The 20,650-nt window shown below is 60.2% G+C and carries 22 protein-coding genes; all 22 read right to left on the reverse strand.

Annotation, left to right across the window (positions count from 1 at the left end; all coding sequences use genetic code 11):
- Positions 1-129: 129 nt before the first annotated feature.
- The 22 genes from BN3002_RS11570 to BN3002_RS11265 all read right to left on the reverse strand — a co-directional run bounded on the left by BN3002_RS11570 (position 130) and on the right by BN3002_RS11265 (position 20,501).
- Complete coding sequence (locus tag BN3002_RS11570) at positions 130-372, reverse strand: Rv1322 family protein (RefSeq protein WP_227469285.1); 243 nt, start codon at positions 370-372, stop codon at positions 130-132.
- A gap of 102 nt (positions 373-474) precedes the next feature.
- Entirely contained in the window at positions 475-1,728 is a 1,254-nt protein-coding gene (locus tag BN3002_RS05140; RefSeq protein ID WP_058236979.1) for an N-acetylglucosamine-6-phosphate deacetylase, read from the reverse strand.
- Between the two features lie 13 nt (positions 1,729-1,741).
- Complete coding sequence (gene nucS, locus BN3002_RS05145) at positions 1,742-2,440, reverse strand: endonuclease NucS (protein WP_058236980.1); 699 nt, start codon at positions 2,438-2,440, stop codon at positions 1,742-1,744.
- A 27-nt stretch (positions 2,441-2,467) separates the two neighbouring features.
- Positions 2,468-2,890 (reverse strand): DUF2550 family protein, encoded by a 423-nt coding sequence (locus BN3002_RS05150; RefSeq protein WP_058236981.1) that lies wholly within the window; start codon positions 2,888-2,890, stop codon positions 2,468-2,470.
- A gap of 79 nt (positions 2,891-2,969) precedes the next feature.
- Complete coding sequence (locus tag BN3002_RS05155; RefSeq protein WP_058236982.1) at positions 2,970-3,233, reverse strand: F0F1 ATP synthase subunit delta/epsilon; 264 nt, start codon at positions 3,231-3,233, stop codon at positions 2,970-2,972.
- Complete coding sequence (gene atpD / locus BN3002_RS05160) at positions 3,233-4,687, reverse strand: F0F1 ATP synthase subunit beta (protein WP_371935771.1); 1,455 nt, start codon at positions 4,685-4,687, stop codon at positions 3,233-3,235. The genes BN3002_RS05155 and atpD overlap by 1 nt, the downstream gene beginning before the upstream one ends.
- Positions 4,688-4,705: 18 nt before the next feature.
- The gene (locus BN3002_RS05165) at positions 4,706-5,632 is read right to left on the reverse strand and encodes a F0F1 ATP synthase subunit gamma (protein ID WP_058236983.1); all 927 of its coding nucleotides are present in this window, start codon (positions 5,630-5,632) and stop codon (positions 4,706-4,708) included.
- 3 nt (positions 5,633-5,635) lie between these two features.
- On the reverse strand, positions 5,636-7,270 hold the full coding sequence (atpA, locus tag BN3002_RS05170) for a F0F1 ATP synthase subunit alpha (protein ID WP_058236984.1): 1,635 nt from the start codon (positions 7,268-7,270) through the stop codon (positions 5,636-5,638).
- Between the two features lie 43 nt (positions 7,271-7,313).
- Positions 7,314-8,141 carry a F0F1 ATP synthase subunit delta gene (locus BN3002_RS05175; RefSeq protein WP_058236985.1) on the reverse strand — a complete coding sequence of 276 codons (828 nt, stop codon included), beginning with the start codon at positions 8,139-8,141 and terminating at the stop codon, positions 7,314-7,316.
- Positions 8,141-8,725, reverse strand: coding sequence for a F0F1 ATP synthase subunit B (locus BN3002_RS05180; RefSeq protein ID WP_058237819.1), 585 nt, complete (start codon positions 8,723-8,725; stop codon positions 8,141-8,143). The genes BN3002_RS05175 and BN3002_RS05180 overlap by 1 nt, the downstream gene beginning before the upstream one ends.
- Before the next feature lie 5 nt (positions 8,726-8,730).
- A complete protein-coding gene (gene atpE / locus BN3002_RS05185) occupies positions 8,731-8,937 on the reverse strand; it encodes an ATP synthase F0 subunit C (RefSeq protein ID WP_058236986.1) in 207 nt (68 codons plus the stop codon).
- 45 nt (positions 8,938-8,982) lie between these two features.
- The gene (gene atpB, locus BN3002_RS05190) at positions 8,983-9,882 is read right to left on the reverse strand and encodes a F0F1 ATP synthase subunit A (RefSeq protein ID WP_058236987.1); all 900 of its coding nucleotides are present in this window, start codon (positions 9,880-9,882) and stop codon (positions 8,983-8,985) included.
- Positions 9,883-10,025: 143 nt separating this feature from the next.
- Positions 10,026-10,553, reverse strand: a complete 528-nt coding sequence (locus BN3002_RS05195) for a hypothetical protein (protein ID WP_058236988.1) — start codon at positions 10,551-10,553, stop codon at positions 10,026-10,028.
- 2 nt (positions 10,554-10,555) lie between these two features.
- Positions 10,556-11,698 (reverse strand): glycosyltransferase family 4 protein, encoded by a 1,143-nt coding sequence (locus BN3002_RS05200; RefSeq protein WP_058236989.1) that lies wholly within the window; start codon positions 11,696-11,698, stop codon positions 10,556-10,558.
- 12 nt (positions 11,699-11,710) lie between these two features.
- Entirely contained in the window at positions 11,711-12,370 is a 660-nt protein-coding gene (locus tag BN3002_RS05205; protein ID WP_058236990.1) for an L-threonylcarbamoyladenylate synthase, read from the reverse strand.
- 4 nt (positions 12,371-12,374) lie between these two features.
- Positions 12,375-13,283, reverse strand: coding sequence for a peptide chain release factor N(5)-glutamine methyltransferase (gene prmC, locus BN3002_RS05210; RefSeq protein WP_074026190.1), 909 nt, complete (start codon positions 13,281-13,283; stop codon positions 12,375-12,377).
- Positions 13,276-14,379 (reverse strand): peptide chain release factor 1, encoded by a 1,104-nt coding sequence (gene prfA, locus BN3002_RS05215; protein WP_058236991.1) that lies wholly within the window; start codon positions 14,377-14,379, stop codon positions 13,276-13,278. The genes prmC and prfA overlap by 8 nt, the downstream gene beginning before the upstream one ends.
- A gap of 83 nt (positions 14,380-14,462) precedes the next feature.
- Entirely contained in the window at positions 14,463-14,675 is a 213-nt protein-coding gene (rpmE, locus tag BN3002_RS05220) for a 50S ribosomal protein L31 (RefSeq protein WP_058236992.1), read from the reverse strand.
- A gap of 174 nt (positions 14,676-14,849) precedes the next feature.
- Positions 14,850-16,715, reverse strand: coding sequence for a transcription termination factor Rho (gene rho, locus BN3002_RS05225; protein ID WP_058237821.1), 1,866 nt, complete (start codon positions 16,713-16,715; stop codon positions 14,850-14,852).
- 269 nt (positions 16,716-16,984) lie between these two features.
- Positions 16,985-17,929, reverse strand: a complete 945-nt coding sequence (thrB, locus tag BN3002_RS05230; RefSeq protein ID WP_058237822.1) for a homoserine kinase — start codon at positions 17,927-17,929, stop codon at positions 16,985-16,987.
- A gap of 148 nt (positions 17,930-18,077) precedes the next feature.
- Positions 18,078-19,190: a threonine synthase gene (thrC, locus tag BN3002_RS11260; RefSeq protein WP_058236993.1), complete on the reverse strand. Its 1,113-nt coding sequence runs from the start codon at positions 19,188-19,190 to the stop codon at positions 18,078-18,080.
- A 3-nt stretch (positions 19,191-19,193) separates the two neighbouring features.
- Positions 19,194-20,501: a homoserine dehydrogenase gene (locus BN3002_RS11265; protein WP_058236994.1), complete on the reverse strand. Its 1,308-nt coding sequence runs from the start codon at positions 20,499-20,501 to the stop codon at positions 19,194-19,196.
- Between the last annotated feature and the right edge of the window lie 149 nt (positions 20,502-20,650).

Below are 20,650 nucleotides of genomic sequence, written 5' to 3' on the forward strand. Positions count from 1 at the left end.
CCTCGTATGCCATTCACAATACAGTGCCCGTTGATGTGAGCGCAGAACCGATGGTAATAATCCATCATATCGCAGAGTCGAAAAGGGCAGTGCCTGACGGGCTCACGAGACAGGCCCAACAAGTCAGGCTCAGAGGGGCCGAAGCCGGTGCTCCCAGCAATGCCGGTGCCAATGACGTCTGGCTTCCACCCCCTGATCCCATCCAAAGGGTGCTTCTTCGGGCCACGCGACCACATGAGGTGTGCCAGGAGCAATCGGATGGACACAACCAGGACACGTGTACGTCTTCTGCGATCCCGACACGTACGACACCTGATAGTGCAGCCCACCAGGCCCCTCGGCACTAAGCGGCATGGAGGCCAGACGACTCATATCGAGGCGCGGATGTTCGCCGCCCCAAGGTCGTTTTCGTGACCGTCTGCCCCGCCCCATGTCGTGATCGCTCCTCTGGCCGCCTACGTCGTCTTGCCGCTCTTACTTATTCCTATCGCACACGACACCCGCGCGCCACACGCGCAAGGGGTGCAGCTCAGAATCCAGACAGACCACGTCAGCACGCTTGCCGACTTCGAGTGCCCCCACCGTCTCATCGCCAAGGATTCTGGCACCTTGAGCAGATGCCATAAATACCGCATCGACCAGCGGAATTCCAGCGCCTACTGCGACGCGCACGCAATCGAGCAGGTGAGCTGTTCCACCGGCGATCGCTCCGCCATCAGTCAGACGAGCAATCCCATCAGTTACCGTCACAGCCTGAGGCCCAAGCTGGTAGCTGCCATCCGCCATTCCGGCAGCAGCCATCGCATCAGTGATGAAGACGCAGCGCGACCGTCCGAGAACCTCGTACACACAGCGCACCAGCGTGGGATTGACATGCACACCATCACAGATCATCTCCACGACCGCATCACCTCGCGCACCCGCTGCAAGGAACTCTGCAATGGAACCGGGATCGCGGTGGTGCATCGGCTTCATGCCGTTAAACAGGTGCGTCACCGTCGCCAGGGGACGTGTATGGTCCGGGTCTTTCAGCTGATCAGCGTAGCGTCCTCGGGCGTCCTCAAAGACGGCTCGAACGTCGTCCGGCTCTGCATCCGTATGCCCCCACGATGGCAGAGCACCCCCCTCGCGCAGTACTTCAGCCACTGATCCCTCACCGCTGGCGTGCGGTTTCTCCGGCGCCACGGTCATGGTCACCGCGTGCCCGCCAGCCACGTCCAGCAGTTCAGCTGTCAGCACGGGATCCGGGTCGCAGATGAACTGTGGGTCCTGCGCGCCACAGCGCTCATGAGACACGAACGGACCTTCAAAGTGGATTCCAGCCAGCTCCCCTCGATCGGCCAGCGTGGCGAGCATGGCAGCACGTTCCTTGAGGGTCTGCGCGTCAGCAGTCACCAGCGATGCAACAAGGGAGGTCGTCCCGTGAGCGCGGTGCTCGGTAACAGCCGTCATCGCTTGCTCGGGGGTCTGCGCGTTCGGGAACGATTCGCCACCACCGCCGTGGCAGTGCACGTCGACGAGGCCAGGGATGATGATGTCATCGCTCGGCTTCAGATCATTGAGTTGTTCACGAATTGACGAGGGGGCCTCCTGCGCCGCCGCATCACCGACCCAGATAATGGTGTCGCGGTCCCACGCCACTGCCCCATCGTCGATCACCGTATCCGGTGTGACGACCCGTCCTCGAAGAGCAACGAGTGAAGTGGATTGATCAGTCTGATCCGTCATGGTCTCTCTTTTCCTAGAACAGGCGAGATTCTGCGTCATCGACGCCTCGCATTGCGTCGTAGTCGAGTACGACTACTTGGATTCCTCTGTCTTCTGCCAGTGTGCGTGCCTGCCGCGTGACCTCCTGAGCAGCGAAAATGCCGCGAATGTCAGAAAGCAGGGGATCTCTGGCCAGTAGCGACAGGTAGCGAGTGAGCTGTTCCACTCCGTCGACGCCACCGCGTCGCTTCACCTCGATAGCGATGGGAACATTGTGTTCGTCGCGCACCAGCAGATCCACCGGCCCGATTGGCGTGGGATATTCTCTGCGAACCAGCGAGTATCCCGTTCCTAGGATCAAGGGCACCTGTTCAGCCAGCAGAGCCTGCAGGTGGGCTTCCACGCCGTCCTTAATGAGGCCTGGATCCACGCCGAGGTCCTCGTTGACGTCGTGGAGAACGTCGAAAATACGGATGAGCAGCTGGTCGTCAGACTTGGCGGCCTGAACAGTCCACACCTCGCTCACGCCTAGATCCGTTTCATCGGTGCTGGGCTCATCGATGCGCATATGGCACGGGGCGCTCATCCAGTTCAGCGGCTTATAGGAGCCGCCATCGGAGTGAACCAGGACCGAGCCGTCTGCCTTCAGCATGATGACGCGCGGGGCTTTGTCCAGGTGCGCGGTTAGCCGGCCTGAATAATCAACTGAACATGTTGCTACTACGATACGCACGAAAGCGTGCCTGCCTTTTTGCTCGTTTTAGTCGATGGACGATTGCGAGGAACGCGGAGGGCCAGATTCTGCCCATGACACCAGGCCGTTGTAACTGGATGCGGCCATCGCCACCTGCCAGCGATCATCACCGGAGACCAGATGCACCTCGATCATGGTTCCGTCAACAGAGCGAGTGTCGGGCGCTGAGACTTCAAGGGTACGTCGAGGCATTGAGAAAACCGGCCGCATGGAAAACCCCACCAGGCGGTACCAGGTGAGGGTTTCGACTCCGTAATGGGCGACTCCGGCTGTCCAGCCGGACTGAGAGTCTCGGCGCGCCCAGCATCTAAACGATCCCAGGTAGGTGTCCAGCCGGCGGGCACGCACATTGATATAGCCGACGATCAGCATAGCGATGACGGCGAGTATGACGATGAGCCACAGCGCCCACACCAACGCAGTGTTCATGATGCTGTAGCTCCTTCCATGCAGTAATATCGCCTACGTCCGTGATGAATGCTCATCACGGACGTAGTTCTCAGTGTTCTCAGGACTCCATGCCTTCTGCAACAACGGTGACAACGTCAGAATCCACGGAGACGAATCCGCCGGCTACCGGAAATGTCTTCGTGTCGTCGCCAATGGTGAGAATGACGGGACCTTCTTTCAATCTAGCCAACAATGGTTGACGATGAGGCAAAATGCCCAGCGAGCCGTCTTCGACTGGGACCTGCACATACTGCGCAGCTCCCTGCCAGGACAGGCCTCGCTTCGTCACGATTTTGACGCTCAGCGCCCCTGTCTCGGCCATCAGGATTCTGCCTCAAGTTCGTGCCACTTGCGCTCCAGATCCTCAATGCCGCCGATATTGAAGAATGCCTGCTCAGGAACCTTGTCGTAGTAGCCCTCGGCAATGCGCTTGAAGGCTTCGATGGTTTCTGACAGCGGAACGGTGGAGCCTGGCTGGCCGGTGAACTTTTCAGCCATATAGATGTTCTGTGACAGGAACTGTTCGATTCGACGTGCACGCGCAACCGTGACCTTGTCTTCCTCGGACAATTCGTCGACACCCAGAATGGCGATGATGTCCTGCAGCTCCTTGTTCTTCTGCAAGATGGCCTTGACGTGGATTGCCACATCGTAGTGTTCCTGGCCGATCGCAGCCGGGTCAAGCAGACGGCTGGTCGATGACAGCGGGTCAACCGCCGGGTACAGACCCTTCGACGCGATCTCACGGGACAGTTCCGTGGTCGCATCCAGGTGCGCGAACGTGGTAGCCGGCGCGGGGTCCGTGTAGTCATCGGCTGGCACGTAGATGGCCTGCAGCGAGGTAATGGAGTGACCACCGGCAGAGGTGATGCGCTCTTGAAGCTGGCCCATCTCGTCCGCCAGATTCGGCTGGTAACCCACGGCCGAGGGCATACGGCCCAGCAGGGTGGACACCTCGGAACCTGCCTGAGTGAAACGGAAGATGTTGTCGATGAACAGCAGCACGTCCTGGTTTTGTACATCGCGGAAGTATTCCGCCATCGTCAGGCCGGTCAGCGCGATACGCAACCTGGTCCCCGGCGGCTCGTCCATCTGGCCAAAGACCAGTGCGGTCTTGTCGAAGACGCCTGCATCAGCCATTTCGTGAATCAGGTCGTTGCCTTCACGGGTACGTTCGCCCACACCGGCGAACACGGACACGCCGCCGTGATCCTGAGCAACACGCTGAATCATTTCCTGAATCAGCACGGTCTTGCCCACGCCTGCGCCGCCGAACAGGCCGATCTTGCCGCCCTGCACATAGGGGGTAAGCAGGTCGATCACCTTGATGCCCGTTTCGAACATCTTGGTGCGTGGCTCAAGCTGATCGAATGCAGGTGGTTGACGGTGAATAGGCCAGCGCTCTGTGATTTCGAGCTGTTCGCCATCTTTGAGGTTGAGCGGTTCACCGATCACGTTGAAGACGTGTCCCTTGGTGACGTCACCGACCGGGACAGTGATGGGGCCGCCGGTGTCGCGCACGCGGGCACCGCGCACCAGGCCGTCAGTCGGCTTGAGTGCGATTGTGCGAACCAGGTTGTCACCCAAGTGCTGTGCGACTTCCAGCGTCATGACGAATGATTCGGATCCTTCGCCCTGGTCAGGCAGCTCCACATCCACCTGCAGTGCGTTGTAGAGGGCCGGGATCCGGTCAGGCGGAAACTCGACGTCGACAACGGGGCCGACGACGCGGGCAACTCGGCCTTCGCCGGTTTCTGGTGATTCTGTCATGGTCATCTTCTCCATCATGTGGGCTCAGCCGTTAGCCAAGGCGTCGGCCCCGCCCACGATCTCACTAATTTCCTGCGTGATCTCCGCCTGGCGGGCCGAATTCGCCAAACGCGTGTACTTCGTAATCAATTCTTCAGCGTTGTCGGTTGCCGTGTGCATCGCTCGCTGACGCGACGCCAGTTCCGATGCGGCGGCTTGAAGCAGAACGTTGCGGATGCGGCTTTCCACATAAAGAGGCAGCAAAGCATCGAGGACGTCGCGCGCAGACGGGATGAATTCGTATTCAGGGAAAAGCAGTGATCCGTCGTCCTTTACCGGATCGACTTCATTTGTCTCGCCTTCACCATAGGCATCCACGACAGTCAGCGGCAGCATCTGCCTGACCTGAGGAATCTGACTCATCATGTTCCGGAATCGCGTGTAGACCAGGTGAACCTCGGACACGCCGGTCATCCTGTCCTCATCCAGGAACCGCTTCAGCAGTTCCTCGGCGATGCTGTGCGTCATCTCCAGGCTGGGTTCGTCCGATTCACCTTCCCACGAACGCTCGATCTCAGCGCCACGGAAGCTGAAGTAATTCTTGGCGCGACGCCCGCAGGTATAGAGGATCGGGGTCTTCCCTTCTTCGCGCAGCGTGGTGATCAGGTGCTCTGTTTCACGCAGAATTGTCGCTGAATAGGCACCCGCCATGCCTCGGTCAGAAGCGACCACCAGCACGGCCACGCGAGGCGTGTCGTTTCGCACGTCGGTCAGCGGGTGCCCCATATCCGTGTGGATGGCAACTGAGGCCACAGCCTGCGTGATCGCCTGCTCGTAGGGTCCCACTTCGGTCGCATCGCGACGCGCCGCGCCGATCCTGGAGGCTGCAATCATCTCCATGGCGCGGAAGACCTTGCTCAGCGTTTGCGTAGACGCAATGCGCTGCTTGTAGATCCTCTGCTGACCAGCCATCGATCAGGCCTTCTTCTCACGGCGACGACGGACAATCTCTTCACGTGAATGTTCAGCTTCAACCTCGCCGTCCTCCAGGTTCTCACCTGGCTGAGCGCTCAGCCACTGCTGCGTGAACTTCTCTGCGGCCTCACGCAGAGCATTCTCCGTGTCATCATCCAGCACGCCAGTCTCGCGGATCGTGGTCAGCACGTCGGAGTGTGAGCGCAGGTAGTCCAGAAGCTGATGCTCATAGGAACTCACGTCAGACACGTCCAGCTCGTCGAGGTAGCCGTGCGTACCCACCCAGATCGATGCGACCTGTTCTTCCACGGGGTACGGCGTGGACTGCGGCTGCTTGAGCAGTTCCATCAGACGCTCACCACGAGTCAACTGCGAACGGGTCGTGGCGTCAAGGTCGGAAGCGAACATTGCGAACGCCGCCATCGAACGGTACTGGGCCAGCGTCAGTTTCAGCGTGCCCGCCACTTTCTTCATGGCCTTGATCTGAGCGTCGCCACCCACGCGGGACACCGAGATACCGACGTCGACTGCAGGGCGCTGGTTCGAGTTGAACAGATTCGACTGCAGGAAGATCTGGCCGTCGGTGATTGAAATGACGTTGGTCGGAATGTAGGCCGATACGTCGTTCGCTTTCGTTTCGATGATGGGAAGACCCGTCATCGATCCGCCGCCCAGTTCATCGGAGAGTTTGGCGCAACGTTCGAGCAGACGTGAATGCAGGTAGAACACGTCGCCGGGGTATGCTTCACGCCCCGGTGGGCGACGCAGCAGAAGGGACACGGCTCGGTAGGCCTCGGCCTGCTTGGACAGGTCATCGAACACGATGAGGACGTGCTTGCCCTCGTACATCCAGTGCTGTCCGATAGCGGATCCGGTGTAGGGCGCAAGGTACTTAAAGCCTGCGGGGTCGGATGCCGGTGAGGCAATGATGGTGGTGTAGTCCATCGCCCCGTTTTCTTCCAGTGTGGAGCGCACCGATGCGATCGTCGAACCCTTCTGGCCAACCGCCACGTAGATGCAGCGCACCTGCTTGCTCGGATCGCCCGACAGCCAGTTATCACGCTGGTTCATGATCGTGTCGATCGCGATGGTGGTCTTACCTGTCTGACGGTCACCGATGATCAGCTGACGCTGGCCACGTCCGATCGGAATCATCGAGTCGATAGCTTTCAGACCGGTCTGGAGCGGCTCGTGGACCGAACGACGCATCATCACGCCGGGTGCCTGAAGTTCGAGGGCGCGTCGACCCGTCAGATCCTGGATCTCGCCCAGACCGTCGATCGGATTGCCGAGGGGGTCAACGGTGCGCCCCAGGTATCCGTCACCAACCGGCACAGACAGAACGTCACCTGTGCGGTGAACCGGCTGGCCTTCTTCAATGCCGCTGAAATCACCCAGCAGAACGGCACCAATTTCGCGCACGTCGAGGTTCATGGCCACGCCAAGCGTGCCGTCTTCAAAGCGAAGAAGCTCGTTTGCCATTGCACCGGGCAGGCCTTCCACGCGGGCAATGCCGTCGGCCGTTTCGGTGACGTGTCCGACTTCTTCGACTGCCGCTTGAGTGGGCTTGTAGGAGTCCACAAAAGAATCGAGAGCCGAGCGGATCTCTTCGGAGCTAATCGAGAGTTCAGCCATTGAGCGTTTCCTTTGTCTGTGTATTGTGGTGCGCCTTCATCTATCAGTGCGCGAGGGATTGGTGCAACTGTCGTAGTCGCGTTGCTATCGATGAATCTATGACGAGGTCGCCGGAGATGATTCGGAATCCTCCGATCAGGGAGGGATCGTATGTCATGTCGATGCTGACCGTTTCGCCCAGTTTCTCGTTGAGCATCGTCTGGAGGCGATGCATCTGAGTATCTGTCAACGGGCCGGCACTGATGACGGACACCAGGTTTTCATCTTTCAGGGACGCTGCGTCCTGCGCGATATGGCGCAGATGCGACATCAGCTGTCCTTTGTTGAGCCGTCCGACCTGGCGGCGCACAATCCGCAGAGTCCATGCGCTGACGTGAGGTCCGAAAATCTTTTCCGCCAGAGCTGCCCGATCGTCAGATGATCCACGCCCCAGCACCGACAGCTGCGTGCGCAGCTCCCGGTTGGACAGGAGGACCTGGTGAATGTCGGACAATTCGGAAAGAACCCGGTCCAAGCCGTCATGAGACTTCGCGTCACGCAGAAGAGCGTGAATACCCACCTGCTCCAGACCCTCGATAATGTCACTGGACGATGACCACTCGCCCTCAACGAGAGTGTGAATCACCTCGAGCGTCTGAGAGGTGACCGTGGCGGCGAACAAGTCGTCAGCCAGACGCACCTTGTCCTCACGAGCGCGCGCCGGATCGGTCAATGAGCGACCCAAGCGTGAATCGTCCCTGACCATATCTGCGATAGCGAAGAGCTCTTCCGCCACACGCAGTCCCTGGTCAGTTTCAGAGAACGTGGGCGACAAGATGCGCGACACAACTGACTGTGCGGCATCGACGCTCATGCGGCTTGATCTGCGCATTATGCGTTCGTTCCTTGCGGCTGTGCGGAGGTCGACGCAGGTGTGCTCAACGACATGTCATCAAGGTCATCGAGGAAGCGGTCCATCACCCGATGTGACAGATCCTGATCCCTGAGCTGCTCAGAGACGATGCGTTCGGCCAGCTGGGTTGCCAGCTCACCAATGTCCGAGCGCAGCGAAACCACTGCTGACTGGCGTTCAGCCTGAATCTGGCGCTGAGCGTTCTCCTGAATGCGGGCGGCTTCTTCCTGGGCGGATTCGCGAGCCTGAGACTTGATGCGTTTCGCGTCAGCATTTGCCTGCTCGCGAATGGAATGAGCCTCAACGTTGGCCTGCGCCAACGCCTCTTCGCGTTCGCGTTCAGCAAGTGCACGGTCTTCACGTGCCTGTTCAGCAGCATGCAGACCGGCCTCGATGCGCTCCTCGCGCTCATCCATCATCGCGTAGATGCGGGGAAGAGCGAACTTGCCGATGACAAGCCAGATTCCCAGCAAAATGATGGCAGACAGAAAGACTTCGGCCACTGGTGGGACGAGGACGCTCGTCCCAGCCGCCGCATCTCCTGCTTCTTGCATTGGCAACATGAATATCACTGAACGACGAAGGGCATTGCGAAGCCGATCAAGGCGAGGGCTTCGACAAGTGCGGCACCGATGATCATGTTGGTGAACAGACGGCCGGCAACCTCAGGCTGACGGGCGGTTGCTTCCTGGGTCTTGCCCACCAGCATGCCAATACCCAAACCAGGTCCGAGGGTTGCAATTCCGTAGCCGATGTAGGCGATTGTTCCGGTCATGGATTCTTCCTTTTCTGTGTGTGTGCCAAGCGGCTGTGTATTTGACTAATGGGATTCCACCGACAACTTGATGTAGACAGCAGTCAGCGTGGCAAAAATGTAGGCCTGCAGGAAGGCGACGAAGATCTCGAAAAGCGTCATTGCAATGGCTGCCGCGAATGTGGCGACCGCCAGAGCCTTGAGCGAGCCTGCCGCCGCCAGCAGGGCTGACGTCCCGAAGAACGTCAATGCGAGCAACAGGTGTCCCGACATCATGTTGCACAGGAGTCGGACCGCCAGCGTTGCAGGGCGGACAATGAATGTTGAGAAAAACTCGATGGGAGTGATCAGCAGGTAAACCGGCTTAGGGAGTCCCTTCGGCAAGAGCTGCTCAGCAAAGAACGTGCCGACACCGCGGGTACGGATACCCGCCCAGATGAACGACACGTAGGAGAAGATTGCGAACACCAGCGGCACAGCGATTACCGACGAGGCGGCAATGTTGATACCGGGAACGATGCCGGTGATGTTCATTGCGATCACGCCGAAGAAAAAGACGCCGATCAGTGGCGCGTACTGTCGCCCTCGCTTCTCCCCCAACATCGGGATGGAGATCGAATCGCGGATAAACAGGGCGCATGCTTCAATCAGTTGCTGGAAGCGAGTGGGGACGATCTTCGCCCTCATTGCGCCCGCAGCAAACAGAGCGCAGATCAGCACCGCAGCAATGATGCGTGCCAGTGTCAGGCGGTTGACCACCGTACCGTGTTCAGGTCCGAACAGCGATGGCGGGAAGAAATCTGTCACACCGGGACTGTGGGGATGGCTGCGCAGCGCAGGAATAGCTGTCAGAGCTATCAGAAGAACCAGACCTGCCGTGACAATCCAGTACCAGAGCGGAAGGTTACGTCGCCTGGGCTCAGCGGAGCGTGACGTGACCTGTGTGGACACCTGGGTCGTTGACATCGCCGAGGACGGCCTCCTTTCGATCCGCATGCACTGCGCTACAGGCTAGCCGACACGTGGTGTCACGAGCGTTGCAGCGTCCCTACTCTAACAGGGTTCAGACCCTCTTTAGTGCCAAAACTACCTGATACGCGGGACAAACGTCACATTGAGGTGTCAGCACCCGGATCGTGCTCACCTAACCGCGTGCGGGAGTAGTCGCGAGTTTGCGCCACTTGACCGGATTGCGTCGCAGCTGGGACCACCGTGGGGGTGCGCGTACGCATCAAAATCACGAGTTCAATCACCATCAATGAGAGGATTGTCACGATTACCGTCATCGCGACAACGCGGTGATTGAGCCCCAGGGGGCGCGATGCCAAGAGCGCGACCGCCACTGCCACAAGCTTGAGCAAATATCCCCCGCCGATCCACGCCAGGAACAGATTCGGTCCCTGCGCGACCATGCGCGGCAGTGCAACGAATTCGGCGGCGCACAGGACTGCCACAACCAGGATGCTGACCAGCGCGGTCGCCCAGCCGACCGTTGACATCAACGCCCAGCACACCAGGATCCCGCCTGTCATCACGACGCCTGCAAGCACTATGAACCGGCGCAGCGCTGTCATGGCGTGATTCATCGCTGGCTGAGTAGCTGCGCGGGTGGGCGTGTGGTCATTGTCGAGTGACATGGCTACCTTTCGGATCTCGGGTCGGGCGCATCTGCCTCGGACTGTGGCGGGCGTGCGCGCGCTGATATCTTCCACGGGAATTCAGATGCGGTCAGGATCGTGGCCAGGACAATCAGCGGCACAAAAATCATCACTGTCCGGTTCCATTCAACCAGCAGCAAGGACAATGCGGCAGTCGAAATGATCGCCGTCCATAAATACAAAATCATGACAACGGCGCGATGGGAACGTCCTCGTGCCAATAGGCGATCGTGGAAGTGGGAGCGGTCGGCGTGGAATGGGCTCTTCCCACGCATCATGCGTCGAACTGCCGTCACCATCAGATCTCCGATGGGGACGACGATCACAGCCAGGGGCAAAATAATCGGCATGAGACCGGCGATGATCTGGCTTCGCTCCAGCACGTTGGGGTCGATCTGACCGGTGACGATGACACCGGAGGCAGCCAGAATCAATCCCAGCGTCTCAGCTCCCCCGCCCATCATGATGGACGAGGGGTGATAGTTGTACCACAAGAACCCGGCGCAGATCCCGACCAGTGCAATCACGATCAGTGACGCGGTTGTCGCATATGACTGTGCACCAAGCTGGCGTGACAGCAGGTAGGAATACCCGAAGAACACGGCCGCACCAATCCCCACGACTCCGGCCGCCAGACCGTCCAGACCGTCAATGAAGTTCACGGCGTTGATGATGCCGACCATGACGAACACGGTGGCAATCAGCGACAACCGTGACGACCCGATCGTGATGCCGAAGATGGGAAATGAAACGAGTTGAACACCCTGGAGTGCCATGAGACCGGCGATCAGGATCTGTCCGGTCAGTTTGGTCAGCCAGTCCAGCTCCAGCAGGTCATCGAGCACGCCCAGCACGCACATGGCTGCAGCACCTGCCATCACTGCCCACGGGATGCTGGTCGAATACACGGGCGCCATGTACGGGATTCGTGAGCCGATCAGCAAAGTGATGAGCAGACCGACGGTCATGGCGATGCCACCCAGTCGCGGTATCGGTGTGACCTGAATATCGCGTTCACGCAGCTTCGGCACAATCCCCCACCGCAGACACGCCCATCGCACCAGCGGCGTCATAATCGCGGTGACACCACTGGCTATGAGCATGAGCAGCAGGTAGACCTTCATCGGTGGCGGCCTCTACTTGTCCTCAGGACTTTTAAAAGTGCAGCCCGCCGTATCTTCCAGGTCGCGCGGGTCGATGACGCCCAGGCGGATCAGTGTGGGCTGCTCCGTGGCCATATTGATGATCGTCGAGGGAGTCGCCCCCGCCGTTGGACCACCGTCAATATACAGGTCGACGTGATCCTCGAACGAGGCAGCGGCCGCCTCAACACTGGTGGCGGGAGGCTCGCCCGTCAGATTCGCTGATGTGACGGCCATTGGACCGCATTCGCGCAAAATCGACAGCGCCACCTCACTATCAGGCATGCGCAGTGCGATCGTGCCGCCCGTGTCGCCCAGATCCCAGCCCAGGTCGGGGTGGGCGCGGACGATCAGCGTCAAACCTCCAGGCCAGAACCGTCGCGCCAGTAAACGCGTGCTCTCACTGATGTCAGTGCCAAGCACGTCCAGCGCTTCATTATCTGCGACCAGAACCGGCGGCGGTTTGGAGCGTCCTCGCCCCTTGGCGTGTTGAACAGCTTCGACGGCGGCAGGGTCGTGTGCGGTTGCGCCGATCCCGTAGACCGTGTCGGTCGGCATGACGATGAGGCCACCACCGTTGACACATGCGCGGATGCGCTGCAGATCCTGCGCTGAGATGCCATGTGAACAGTGAAGAATAGTCGAATGTGCCACGCGGCTATTGTTCCACGACGGGGGCGGTTGCGATAACCATGCGGGGCCGTCCCGTCAAATCCGGTGCCGTATGCGCATTCGTGAAGCCCTGAGCTGTAGCGTATGCCACCAGATCCTCTGCCTGAGATTCGGCGTGCTCCATAACGAGTGTGCCGCCCGGAGCCAGCAGGGCGCGCGCCCGGGTCATGATGCCACGTGGGATCACCAGCCCATCTTCTCCCCCGCCATACAAGGCACGCGGCGGGTCCAGTTGCGCTTCGCGTTGCGTAGGGTGGGCGCTGCCGGGAACATACGGCGGGTTCGACACGACAACGTCGGCCCTCCCCTCGTATTCGACGAGGGCGGATAATGCATCGGCGCGTACCAGATGAACGCGCACCGGCTCGATGTCAGCGATATTGCGAGCGGCAAGCTGACAGGCAGCCTCGTCAATCTCCACGGCAAGAACGCGCGAGGCGGGTACCTCGGTGGCAACCGCAAGTGCGATGGCTCCCGACCCTGTACACAGGTCCACCACCACAGGCTCATCCGCACTGCAGGTTCGCGCCGCGTCAATGGCGTGCTGCGCGACCATTTCGGTTTCGGGTCGAACAACGAATACGCCGGGCTCTGCGCGCAGGGTGAGCATCCGAAAATACATGCGACCTGTGATGTGCTGCAGAGGAATGCTGGTGCGCCTCGATGCGATGGCGCAGCGGTAGCGTTCTGCTGCGCGCGCGCCCACCTGGTCCGGGGCACTCACGAGGCTGTCACAGCCCAGTACCCATTCCAGCAGCTCACGGGCATCCTGGTCGGCGTGTGCTCCCTCCAGGTTGACTGCTTGAAGGGCGCGTCTGCCCCACGCGAACAATTCGCGTGGCGTATAGGTTGCTGAACGCGGCAGCACCAGCTGCTCGTTCAGTGCCCTATTCATCGCCCGCTTTGCCCAGGCGCGCTGCCTCGTCAGTGTCGATCGCTGACTGGATGACAGGATCCAAGGAGCCGGACAACACCTGGTCAAGGTTGTAGGCCTTGAAACCGGTGCGATGGTCAGAGATGCGGTTTTCCGGGAAATTGTAGGTGCGGATGCGCTCCGAGCGGTCAACGGTGCGTACCTGAGACAGGCGCTGTGCGCTGGCTTCAGCCTCACGCTTGGCCCTGGCTTCAGCAGCAAGTCTGGATGCCAGCACGCGCATAGCTGCGATACGGTTTTGCAGCTGCGATTTCTCATTTTGCATCGACACGACGATGCCGGTCGGAATGTGAGTGATGCGCACAGCCGAGTCCGTCGTGTTCACTGACTGTCCGCCAGGCCCTGACGAACGGTAGACGTCGATGCGCAGATCGTTCTGGTCGATTTCAACTTCGTCATCTTCTTCAACTTCCGGCATGACGAATACGCCGACAGCAGAGGTGTGGATTCGTCCCTGCGATTCGGTGACAGGAATGCGTTGGACGCGGTGAACGCCACCCTCGTACTTGAGATGAGCCCACACGCCTTCTTCCGGGCTGGGTGTGCCTTTGGCGCGGATCGCCATCGTGATGTCCTTGAAGCCGCCCAGCTCGGTGGGCGTGGAGGACAGTTCGGTGACCGACCATCCCTTCGTGGTGGCGTAGCGCTCGTACATACGTGCCAGGTCTGCTGCGAACAGGGCGGATTCTTCGCCGCCTTCACCGCTCTTGACTTCCAGGATCACATCGAGCGCGTCGTCAGGGTCGCGCGGCGTCAGAATATCGACGAGGGCATCGTGCGCCTGGCGGGTCTGTTCCTCCAGGCTTGTCACCTCATCCGCGAATGAGGGATCCTCCTCAGCGAGTTCGCGAGCTGCTTCCATATCATCAGTGGCTGCGCAGTAGCGCTGGTAAGCCTCGGCAACACGGTTCAGTTCGGCGTAGCGCCGCCCCACTTTACGAGCCTTTGCCTGATCGTTGTGCAGTGCAGGATCTGCCATTTGCTGCTCGACACTATGGTGCTCTTCGAGCAGTGCCTGCAGCGTCGGGAATTCATCTGCGTGTGATGCCGATGCCATGCGAGCTCCTCCGATTGTGGCGAAAAGATGTGCGATACAAAGACGCCGGTGCCCTGACGGGTCACCGGCGCTGAAGTCAAACGCTACTTGCTGCGTTTGCCGTAACGGGCTTCGAAGCGAGCCACGCGGCCACCAGTATCCATAATCTTCTGCTTACCCGTGTAGAACGGGTGGCACTGGGAGCACACGTCCACGCGCATCTGACCCGACGTAATCGTCGAGCGTGTTTCAAACGAGTTGCCGCATGTGCACGTCACCGTGGTGGGAACGTATTCGGGGTGGATACCCTTTTTCATGGTTTTCTCCTTACGGGATTCGAGGACGCCGGGTCCGCATGCGCAATCATCGACATCGCGCATTACGCGGTGAACCGGAACCGAGTTGCAATTGTGCCACTTTCCGGCCGATAGATCCAGATGATGTACCGGCGGTGCAGGTGAGATTACCCACCTGCACCGCCGGTGTGTGATCTAGTCAGCGTTCGGCGTGGTCTTCTGGATCAGCATGAGGAACTCAGCATTGGACTGGGTTTCCTTGAGTTTGTCCAGAACCACTTCCAGTGCCTGCTGTTGCTCAAGGGATCCGAGGACGCGGCGCAGCTTCCACATGATGCGCAGCTCTTCAGGCTTGAACAGGACTTCCTCGCGACGAGTGCCCGAGGCGTTGACATCGATGGCCGGGAAGATTCGACGATCTGCCAGCGCGCGCGACAGGCGCAGTTCCATGTTGCCGGTGCCCTTGAACTCTTCAAAGATGACTTCGTCCATCTTGGACCCGGTCTCCACCAGGGCAGAGGCCACGATGGTCAGTGAGCCGCCTTCCTTGAGGTTGCGGGCTGCGCCGAAGAACTTCTTGGGCGGGTACAGCGCGGAAGCGTCCACACCACCGGAGAGGATACGACCTGACGCCGGTGCCGCCAGGTTGTAGGCGCGTGACAGGCGCGTGAGTGAATCGAGCAGCACGACAACGTCCTGTCCCAGCTCGACCAGGCGCTTGGCTCGCTCAATGGCAAGTTCGGCAACCGTGGTGTGGTCGGAAGCGGGGCGGTCGAAGGTGGAGGCGATGACTTCACCCTTGACAATGGAGCGCATGTCGGTGACTTCTTCAGGACGCTCGTCAACCAGGACGACCATGAGGTGAACCTCAGGGTTATTGACCTCGATTGCCTTGGCGATCTGCTGGATAATCATCGTCTTACCGGCCTTCGGCGGGGAGACGATCAATCCTCGCTGTCCCTTGCCGATCGGTGCCACCAGGTCGATGACGCGAGGCGTTACGGCCTTCGGGGTGGTTTCCAGGCGCAGCTGCTCATTGGGGTACAGCGGCGTCAGTTTGCCGAATTCGCGGCGCTCGCCGGCTTCCTCGACAGACATTCCGTTAACGGTGTCCACCTTGACCAGTGCGTTGTACTTCTGGCGCTGGCGCTCGCCTTCGCGAGGCTGACGCACCGCACCGGAGACGGCATCGCCTGCGCGCAGGTTCCATCGGCGCACATTGCCCAAAGTGACGTACACATCGTTCGGGCCGGGCAGGTATCCCGAGGTACGAACAAAGGCGTGGTTTTCCTGAACGTCCAGGATGCCTGCGATAGGTGCCAGCACATCGTCTTCACGAATTTCCGGCTCATTGTCGCGACGGCGGTTGTTGCGCGAATTTCGCTCCGAACGATCTGAGCGGTCTCGGCGCTCGTCACGGTCTCGTCCGCGGCGGCGCGCATTGCGTTCTCTGCGACCGCGCCCACGGGAGTTGTTCGCGTTGTCGCCTTCAGGCAGTTCAATCTCATTGAGTTTGCGGTGAGCTGACTCGCTACCGGACTGCTCGGCGTCGGCCGAGTCATCATCACTGTGAACACCGGCGAGTTCAGCACGCACATCGAGGGCAGCCGCGCGATTCTCACGCGCCTCGTTGCTGCGGTCATACTGGTTGGAGCGTGAACGTCCGTGACCATTGCCCTTGCGGGCCAGTGGCTTGCGTTCGCGGTGCTCGTCAGATGAGTCGCCCTCGTCGTGGCCGTCACCCTTGGGAGCCAGCGGCTTGCTCTGGAAGTCCGACCCAGGAAAGTCGAGTGAGAATTGACGCGGCTCGACAGCACCGGCAGTGGCGACGCGGCGACGTCCTCGTGACCGTGTCGGTGTCGAGGCCTGTTCGCCTGTCGATTCAGATTGGTGGCGTTCAGAGGCGTCAGCGGCAGGGCGTTTGTGCTCTGAGCGTGCTTGAGACAAATTGTTGCCGCGGCGGGCGGCTTCGATGGTGGAGACCAGATCGGCCTTGCGCATGGTCGAGACTCCGCGGAGCCCCATCTGCGCTGCAAGTGCCTTCAGCTCCGTCAGCTTCATGGCTGACAATGGCGCGTGATTCGATGCGCCATCAGTGTGATCGTTGCTCACTAATTGTTCCTCACTTGATCGCCCTATGCGGGCAGATGAAATCCGTTGAAAGATACACAAACGGAGGTGTACACGTCGAACAAGTCTTGTGACGAGTACCAGGATGGCCGACACAGCGGCTATGACTGTACAACACAGTCACCGCTGAAAAGTTTAACCACTTCTCCCCCCACTATGCCATCTTTCGCGTGGCAATGCGAGGATTGTTGAGCGGAAAATCACACATTGGGACGCTGCGGGCGATCTGTTCGGATTCCATCCCCGCTGACAGCCAGAGAGCGCACAGTCCAACCCGACCGCTGCGCGCTCGCACGCATGTCATCATCCACGTGGTTCAACGCCATGACAGTGGGTCCTGCGCCGGAGACCACTGCCGCCACGCCGGCTTCACGCAGCCAGTCAACCAGTGCCAGTGACGGCTCCATCACGGCGCGCCGGTATTCCTGGTGCAGATGGTCCTCAGTTGCGTCGAAAAGCCAGCGGCTGATATCCGCATCGTCCGAGCCGACAGTGCGCGCATTGTCGGACATGACGGCAACCAGCACAGCTGCACGTGAAATGTTGGCAACAGCATCGCGATAGGGCACGACGTCGGGCAGGACCTGACGCGCCTTCGACGTGGCGAGTGGGAAATCAGGAATAAACACGGTGGGCGTCATCGACGCGGGGGGCTCAAATCGCAGGGCCTGAGCGTCATCATCACCCATCCACGCCACTGTCATGCCGCCTTCGATTGCGGGGGCCACATTGTCCGGATGCCCTTCCATGTGCGTGGCGAGCTGCAGGATCGTGTGATCATCCAGCGCCTCAGCGTCGCGGATCAGCTCGCGCGCCAGGGCCAGTCCCGCCACGACGGCACTGGCCGATGAGCCTAATCCCCTGCTGTGCGGAATGACGTTATGGCAGTGCATTCTCACGCCTACCTGCGGCGCGCCCACATGATCCAAGCCCACTCGCATCGCACGCACGATCAGGTTGTCGTCGCCCTCGCTGACAGTGCCTACCCCTTCGCCCTCGACAACAATGCTGGTCGGGCCGGCAGTGGCGTGAACGGACACGATGTCGCGCAGATCCAGTGCGATCCCGAGACAGTCAAAACCCGGCCCCAAATTGGCGCTGGTGGCCGGCACGCTGACACGAGCAAAATCCGCACGCAGTTGCACGATGGTCTCCCACACATTGATTAACAGTGAACGAGGGCGGCGCTCGCCGCCGTTCATGAGGCGATGAAACTTAGTCTAGACCGCACACGGCGCCGAATCGCCCACTAACGGCACAGCGATGCGCCTGCGTGCACCTCGATAACGTCGGCTACTTCAACCCCAGCAGTTCAGCAACTTCGTGCGTGTCGGGTGCAACGACTTCGGCCTGCACACCCCCGTCAGGCAGAGCCGCGAGCGCCGTCTTCGTATCCTTCAGGCCATTGCCCGTCACCGTGCACACAATTCGTGCGTCGCGCGGAACGCGTCCGTCTTCAGCTGCGCGGAGCAGCCCGGCCACGGATGCGGCAGATGCCGGCTCGACGAATACTCCGGCTTCGCCGGCGATGATCTGCTGGGCGCGCATGATTTTCTCGTCGGGAACAGCGGTGATGAGTCCCTTGGAATCGTCGCGCGCACGTGAGGCGAAATCCCACGACGCAGGGAATCCGATCCGGATGGCGGTCGCAATTGTTTCCGGGTTGTCGATGGGGTGTCCGGCAACAAATGGTGCCGCTCCGGCTGCCTGCACGCCCCACATCTGCGGTACGTGTGTGGCAACGGCTGGAAGGTTTCGGTAGGACTCTTCCATCGTGGTGACAGCTTTCTGGCCAGCGTATTCGTTGTAACCCATCCAGTAGGCGGAAATGTTCCCGGCGTTTCCCACGGGCAGTATGTGAATGTCGGGCGCATCGCCCAGCGCGTCAACGATTTCGAATGCGGCGGTCTTTTGCCCCTGTAGGCGGTAGGGGTTGACCGAGTTGACCAGTGCGACAGGGTAGGTTTCCGTCAGCTTGCGCACGATGCGCAGCGCATCGTCGAAGTTTCCGTCGACCTGAACCAGGCGGGCACCATGCATGATGGCCTGGGCCAGCTTTCCTGCAGCGATTTTTCCGGCGGGCAGGATCACGACGCATTGCAGTCCGGCAGCCACAGCATAGGCTGCAGCCGAGGCTGACGTGTTGCCGGTGGAGGCGCAGGCGATCATCTGGGTGTCAGTGGCGGCGATTTTGGACACGGCCATTGTCATGCCGCGGTCCTTGAACGAGCCAGTCGGGTTGGCGCCTTCCACTTTCAGCCAGACGCGCGCTCCGACGCGCTTCGAAATGGCAGGAGCTTCTACCAGTGGCGTACCACCTTCCAGCAGCGTGACAACCGGGTCGGATTCTTCCAGTGGGAGCCGCTCAGCGTATTCACGCAGCAATCCGCGCCATTGATGAGCCATGTGTTATTCACCTTCCATACGTAGGAGCGACGCCACGTCGATGACGGCGTCAGATTGACGGAGTGCTTCAGCTACTGCCAGCACGTCAGCCTCACGGGCACAGTGCGTGGCGATCACGATGGTGGTTTGCGCACCCGGTTCACCGTCACGCTGGTCGACCGAGTGGATGGATACGCCGTGACGGGCGAATACGGAGGCCACGTCAGCTAAAACACCCAGATCGTCATGAACATGCAGACGAAGCTGATAGCGGGTGCGTGTCATGCCCTGTTCAATGATAGGCAGATGCGCGTAGGTGGATTCGCGCGGAGCATGGCCACCGTGCACACGGTGGGACGCCCCGGCGACCAGGTCGGACAATACCGCTGAGGCAGTTGGCGCACCGCCTGCGCCTTGCCCGTAGAACATGAGCCGTCCGGCAGATTCGCCTTCGATGATGACGGCGTTGTACACGCCGTCGACAGTGGCCAGTGGGTGTCCTGTCGGCACGAGGGCGGGGTGGACGCGCGCGTTGATCACTTCATTGCCCAGATCGTCGAGGCAACGCTCAGCCACGGCGAGCAGTTTGATCACGTGATTGGTGCGCGCCGCTTCCATCATGTCGTCAGCGGTGATCTGCGAGATGCCTTCGACGCTGACATCGTTCATGGATACGCGTGAATGGAACGCCAGGGAGGCCAGCAGTGCGCACTTAGCGGCAGCGTCATACCCTTCGACATCAGCAGTGGGGTCAGCTTCCGCGTAGCCTCGTTTCTGCGCGTCGGCAAGGGCTTGTTCGTAGCTGGCGTGTGCGGTGAGCATGGAATCAAGGATGAAGTTCGTCGTGCCGTTGACGATGCCGACAATACGGCTGATCTTGTCACCTGCCAGCGATTCACGCAGACCGTAGACAACTGGGACGGCTCCAGCCACTGCCGCTTCGAAGTACAGGTCCGTATCCGCCTGGGCCGCAGCCTCGTACAGTTCCGGGCCGTGGGCGGCAAGCAGTGCTTTGTTGCCGGTCACGACCGTTGCCCCACCATTCAGGGCCCGCAGCACGTATTCACGTGCCGGTTCAATGCCGCCGATCAGTTCGATGACGATGTCTGCATGGTCGATCGCTTCTGCCGCATCCGTTGTCAGCAGTTCCGGATCGATGTCAACATCACGCGGAGCGTGCACATTTCGCACGACGACAGCTGAGATTTCCAGCTGCGCTCCGCATCGTTCGCTCAAGTCATCGCTTCGTTCGTGGATCAGTCGAATGACCTGCGAGCCGACGGTTCCCGCTCCCAGGATGGCGACTCGCACTGTGCGCGGCTGTTCCGACATCGTGCACCCCTTCATTGATCAGACGTTTCGATAGTGATCCTAACCAAGGCCACAGGCCCGATGCGACAGTGTCCAGTGTGCGGCACATGGATCCGCGTCGTTGATGCTCGCTCCTCGTCAATGGCGACCGTCACTGCGAGCGAGGGCTC

It is taken from the genome of Actinomyces ihuae (assembly GCF_001457875.1).
Lineage (GTDB): Bacteria > Actinomycetota > Actinomycetes > Actinomycetales > Actinomycetaceae > Pauljensenia > Pauljensenia radingae_A.

Excerpts from the sequence above, each read along its gene's own strand:
- BN3002_RS11570 (WP_227469285.1), bottom strand. The coding sequence starts at position 372 with ATGAGTCGTCTGGCCTCCATGCCGCTTAGTGCCGAGGGGCCTGGTGGG.
- BN3002_RS05140 (WP_058236979.1), bottom strand. The coding sequence starts at position 1,728 with ATGACGGATCAGACTGATCAATCCACTTCACTCGTTGCTCTTCGAGGA.
- BN3002_RS05150 (WP_058236981.1), bottom strand. The coding sequence starts at position 2,890 with ATGAACACTGCGTTGGTGTGGGCGCTGTGGCTCATCGTCATACTCGCC.
- BN3002_RS05155 (WP_058236982.1), bottom strand. The coding sequence starts at position 3,233 with ATGGCCGAGACAGGGGCGCTGAGCGTCAAAATCGTGACGAAGCGAGGC.
- atpD (WP_371935771.1), bottom strand. The coding sequence starts at position 4,687 with ATGACCATGACAGAATCACCAGAAACCGGCGAAGGCCGAGTTGCCCGC.
- BN3002_RS05165 (WP_058236983.1), bottom strand. The coding sequence starts at position 5,632 with ATGGCTGGTCAGCAGAGGATCTACAAGCAGCGCATTGCGTCTACGCAA.
- atpA (WP_058236984.1), bottom strand. The coding sequence starts at position 7,270 with ATGGCTGAACTCTCGATTAGCTCCGAAGAGATCCGCTCGGCTCTCGAT.
- BN3002_RS05175 (WP_058236985.1), bottom strand. The coding sequence starts at position 8,141 with ATGCGCAGATCAAGCCGCATGAGCGTCGATGCCGCACAGTCAGTTGTG.
- BN3002_RS05180 (WP_058237819.1), bottom strand. The coding sequence starts at position 8,725 with ATGTTGCCAATGCAAGAAGCAGGAGATGCGGCGGCTGGGACGAGCGTC.
- atpE (WP_058236986.1), bottom strand. The coding sequence starts at position 8,937 with ATGACCGGAACAATCGCCTACATCGGCTACGGAATTGCAACCCTCGGA.
- atpB (WP_058236987.1), bottom strand. The coding sequence starts at position 9,882 with ATGTCAACGACCCAGGTGTCCACACAGGTCACGTCACGCTCCGCTGAG.
- BN3002_RS05195 (WP_058236988.1), bottom strand. The coding sequence starts at position 10,553 with ATGTCACTCGACAATGACCACACGCCCACCCGCGCAGCTACTCAGCCA.
- BN3002_RS05200 (WP_058236989.1), bottom strand. The coding sequence starts at position 11,698 with ATGAAGGTCTACCTGCTGCTCATGCTCATAGCCAGTGGTGTCACCGCG.
- prmC (WP_074026190.1), bottom strand. The coding sequence starts at position 13,283 with ATGAATAGGGCACTGAACGAGCAGCTGGTGCTGCCGCGTTCAGCAACC.
- prfA (WP_058236991.1), bottom strand. The coding sequence starts at position 14,379 with ATGGCATCGGCATCACACGCAGATGAATTCCCGACGCTGCAGGCACTG.
- rpmE (WP_058236992.1), bottom strand. The coding sequence starts at position 14,675 with ATGAAAAAGGGTATCCACCCCGAATACGTTCCCACCACGGTGACGTGC.
- rho (WP_058237821.1), bottom strand. The coding sequence starts at position 16,715 with ATGAAGCTGACGGAGCTGAAGGCACTTGCAGCGCAGATGGGGCTCCGC.
- thrC (WP_058236993.1), bottom strand. The coding sequence starts at position 19,190 with ATGGCTCATCAATGGCGCGGATTGCTGCGTGAATACGCTGAGCGGCTC.
- BN3002_RS11265 (WP_058236994.1), bottom strand. The coding sequence starts at position 20,501 with ATGTCGGAACAGCCGCGCACAGTGCGAGTCGCCATCCTGGGAGCGGGA.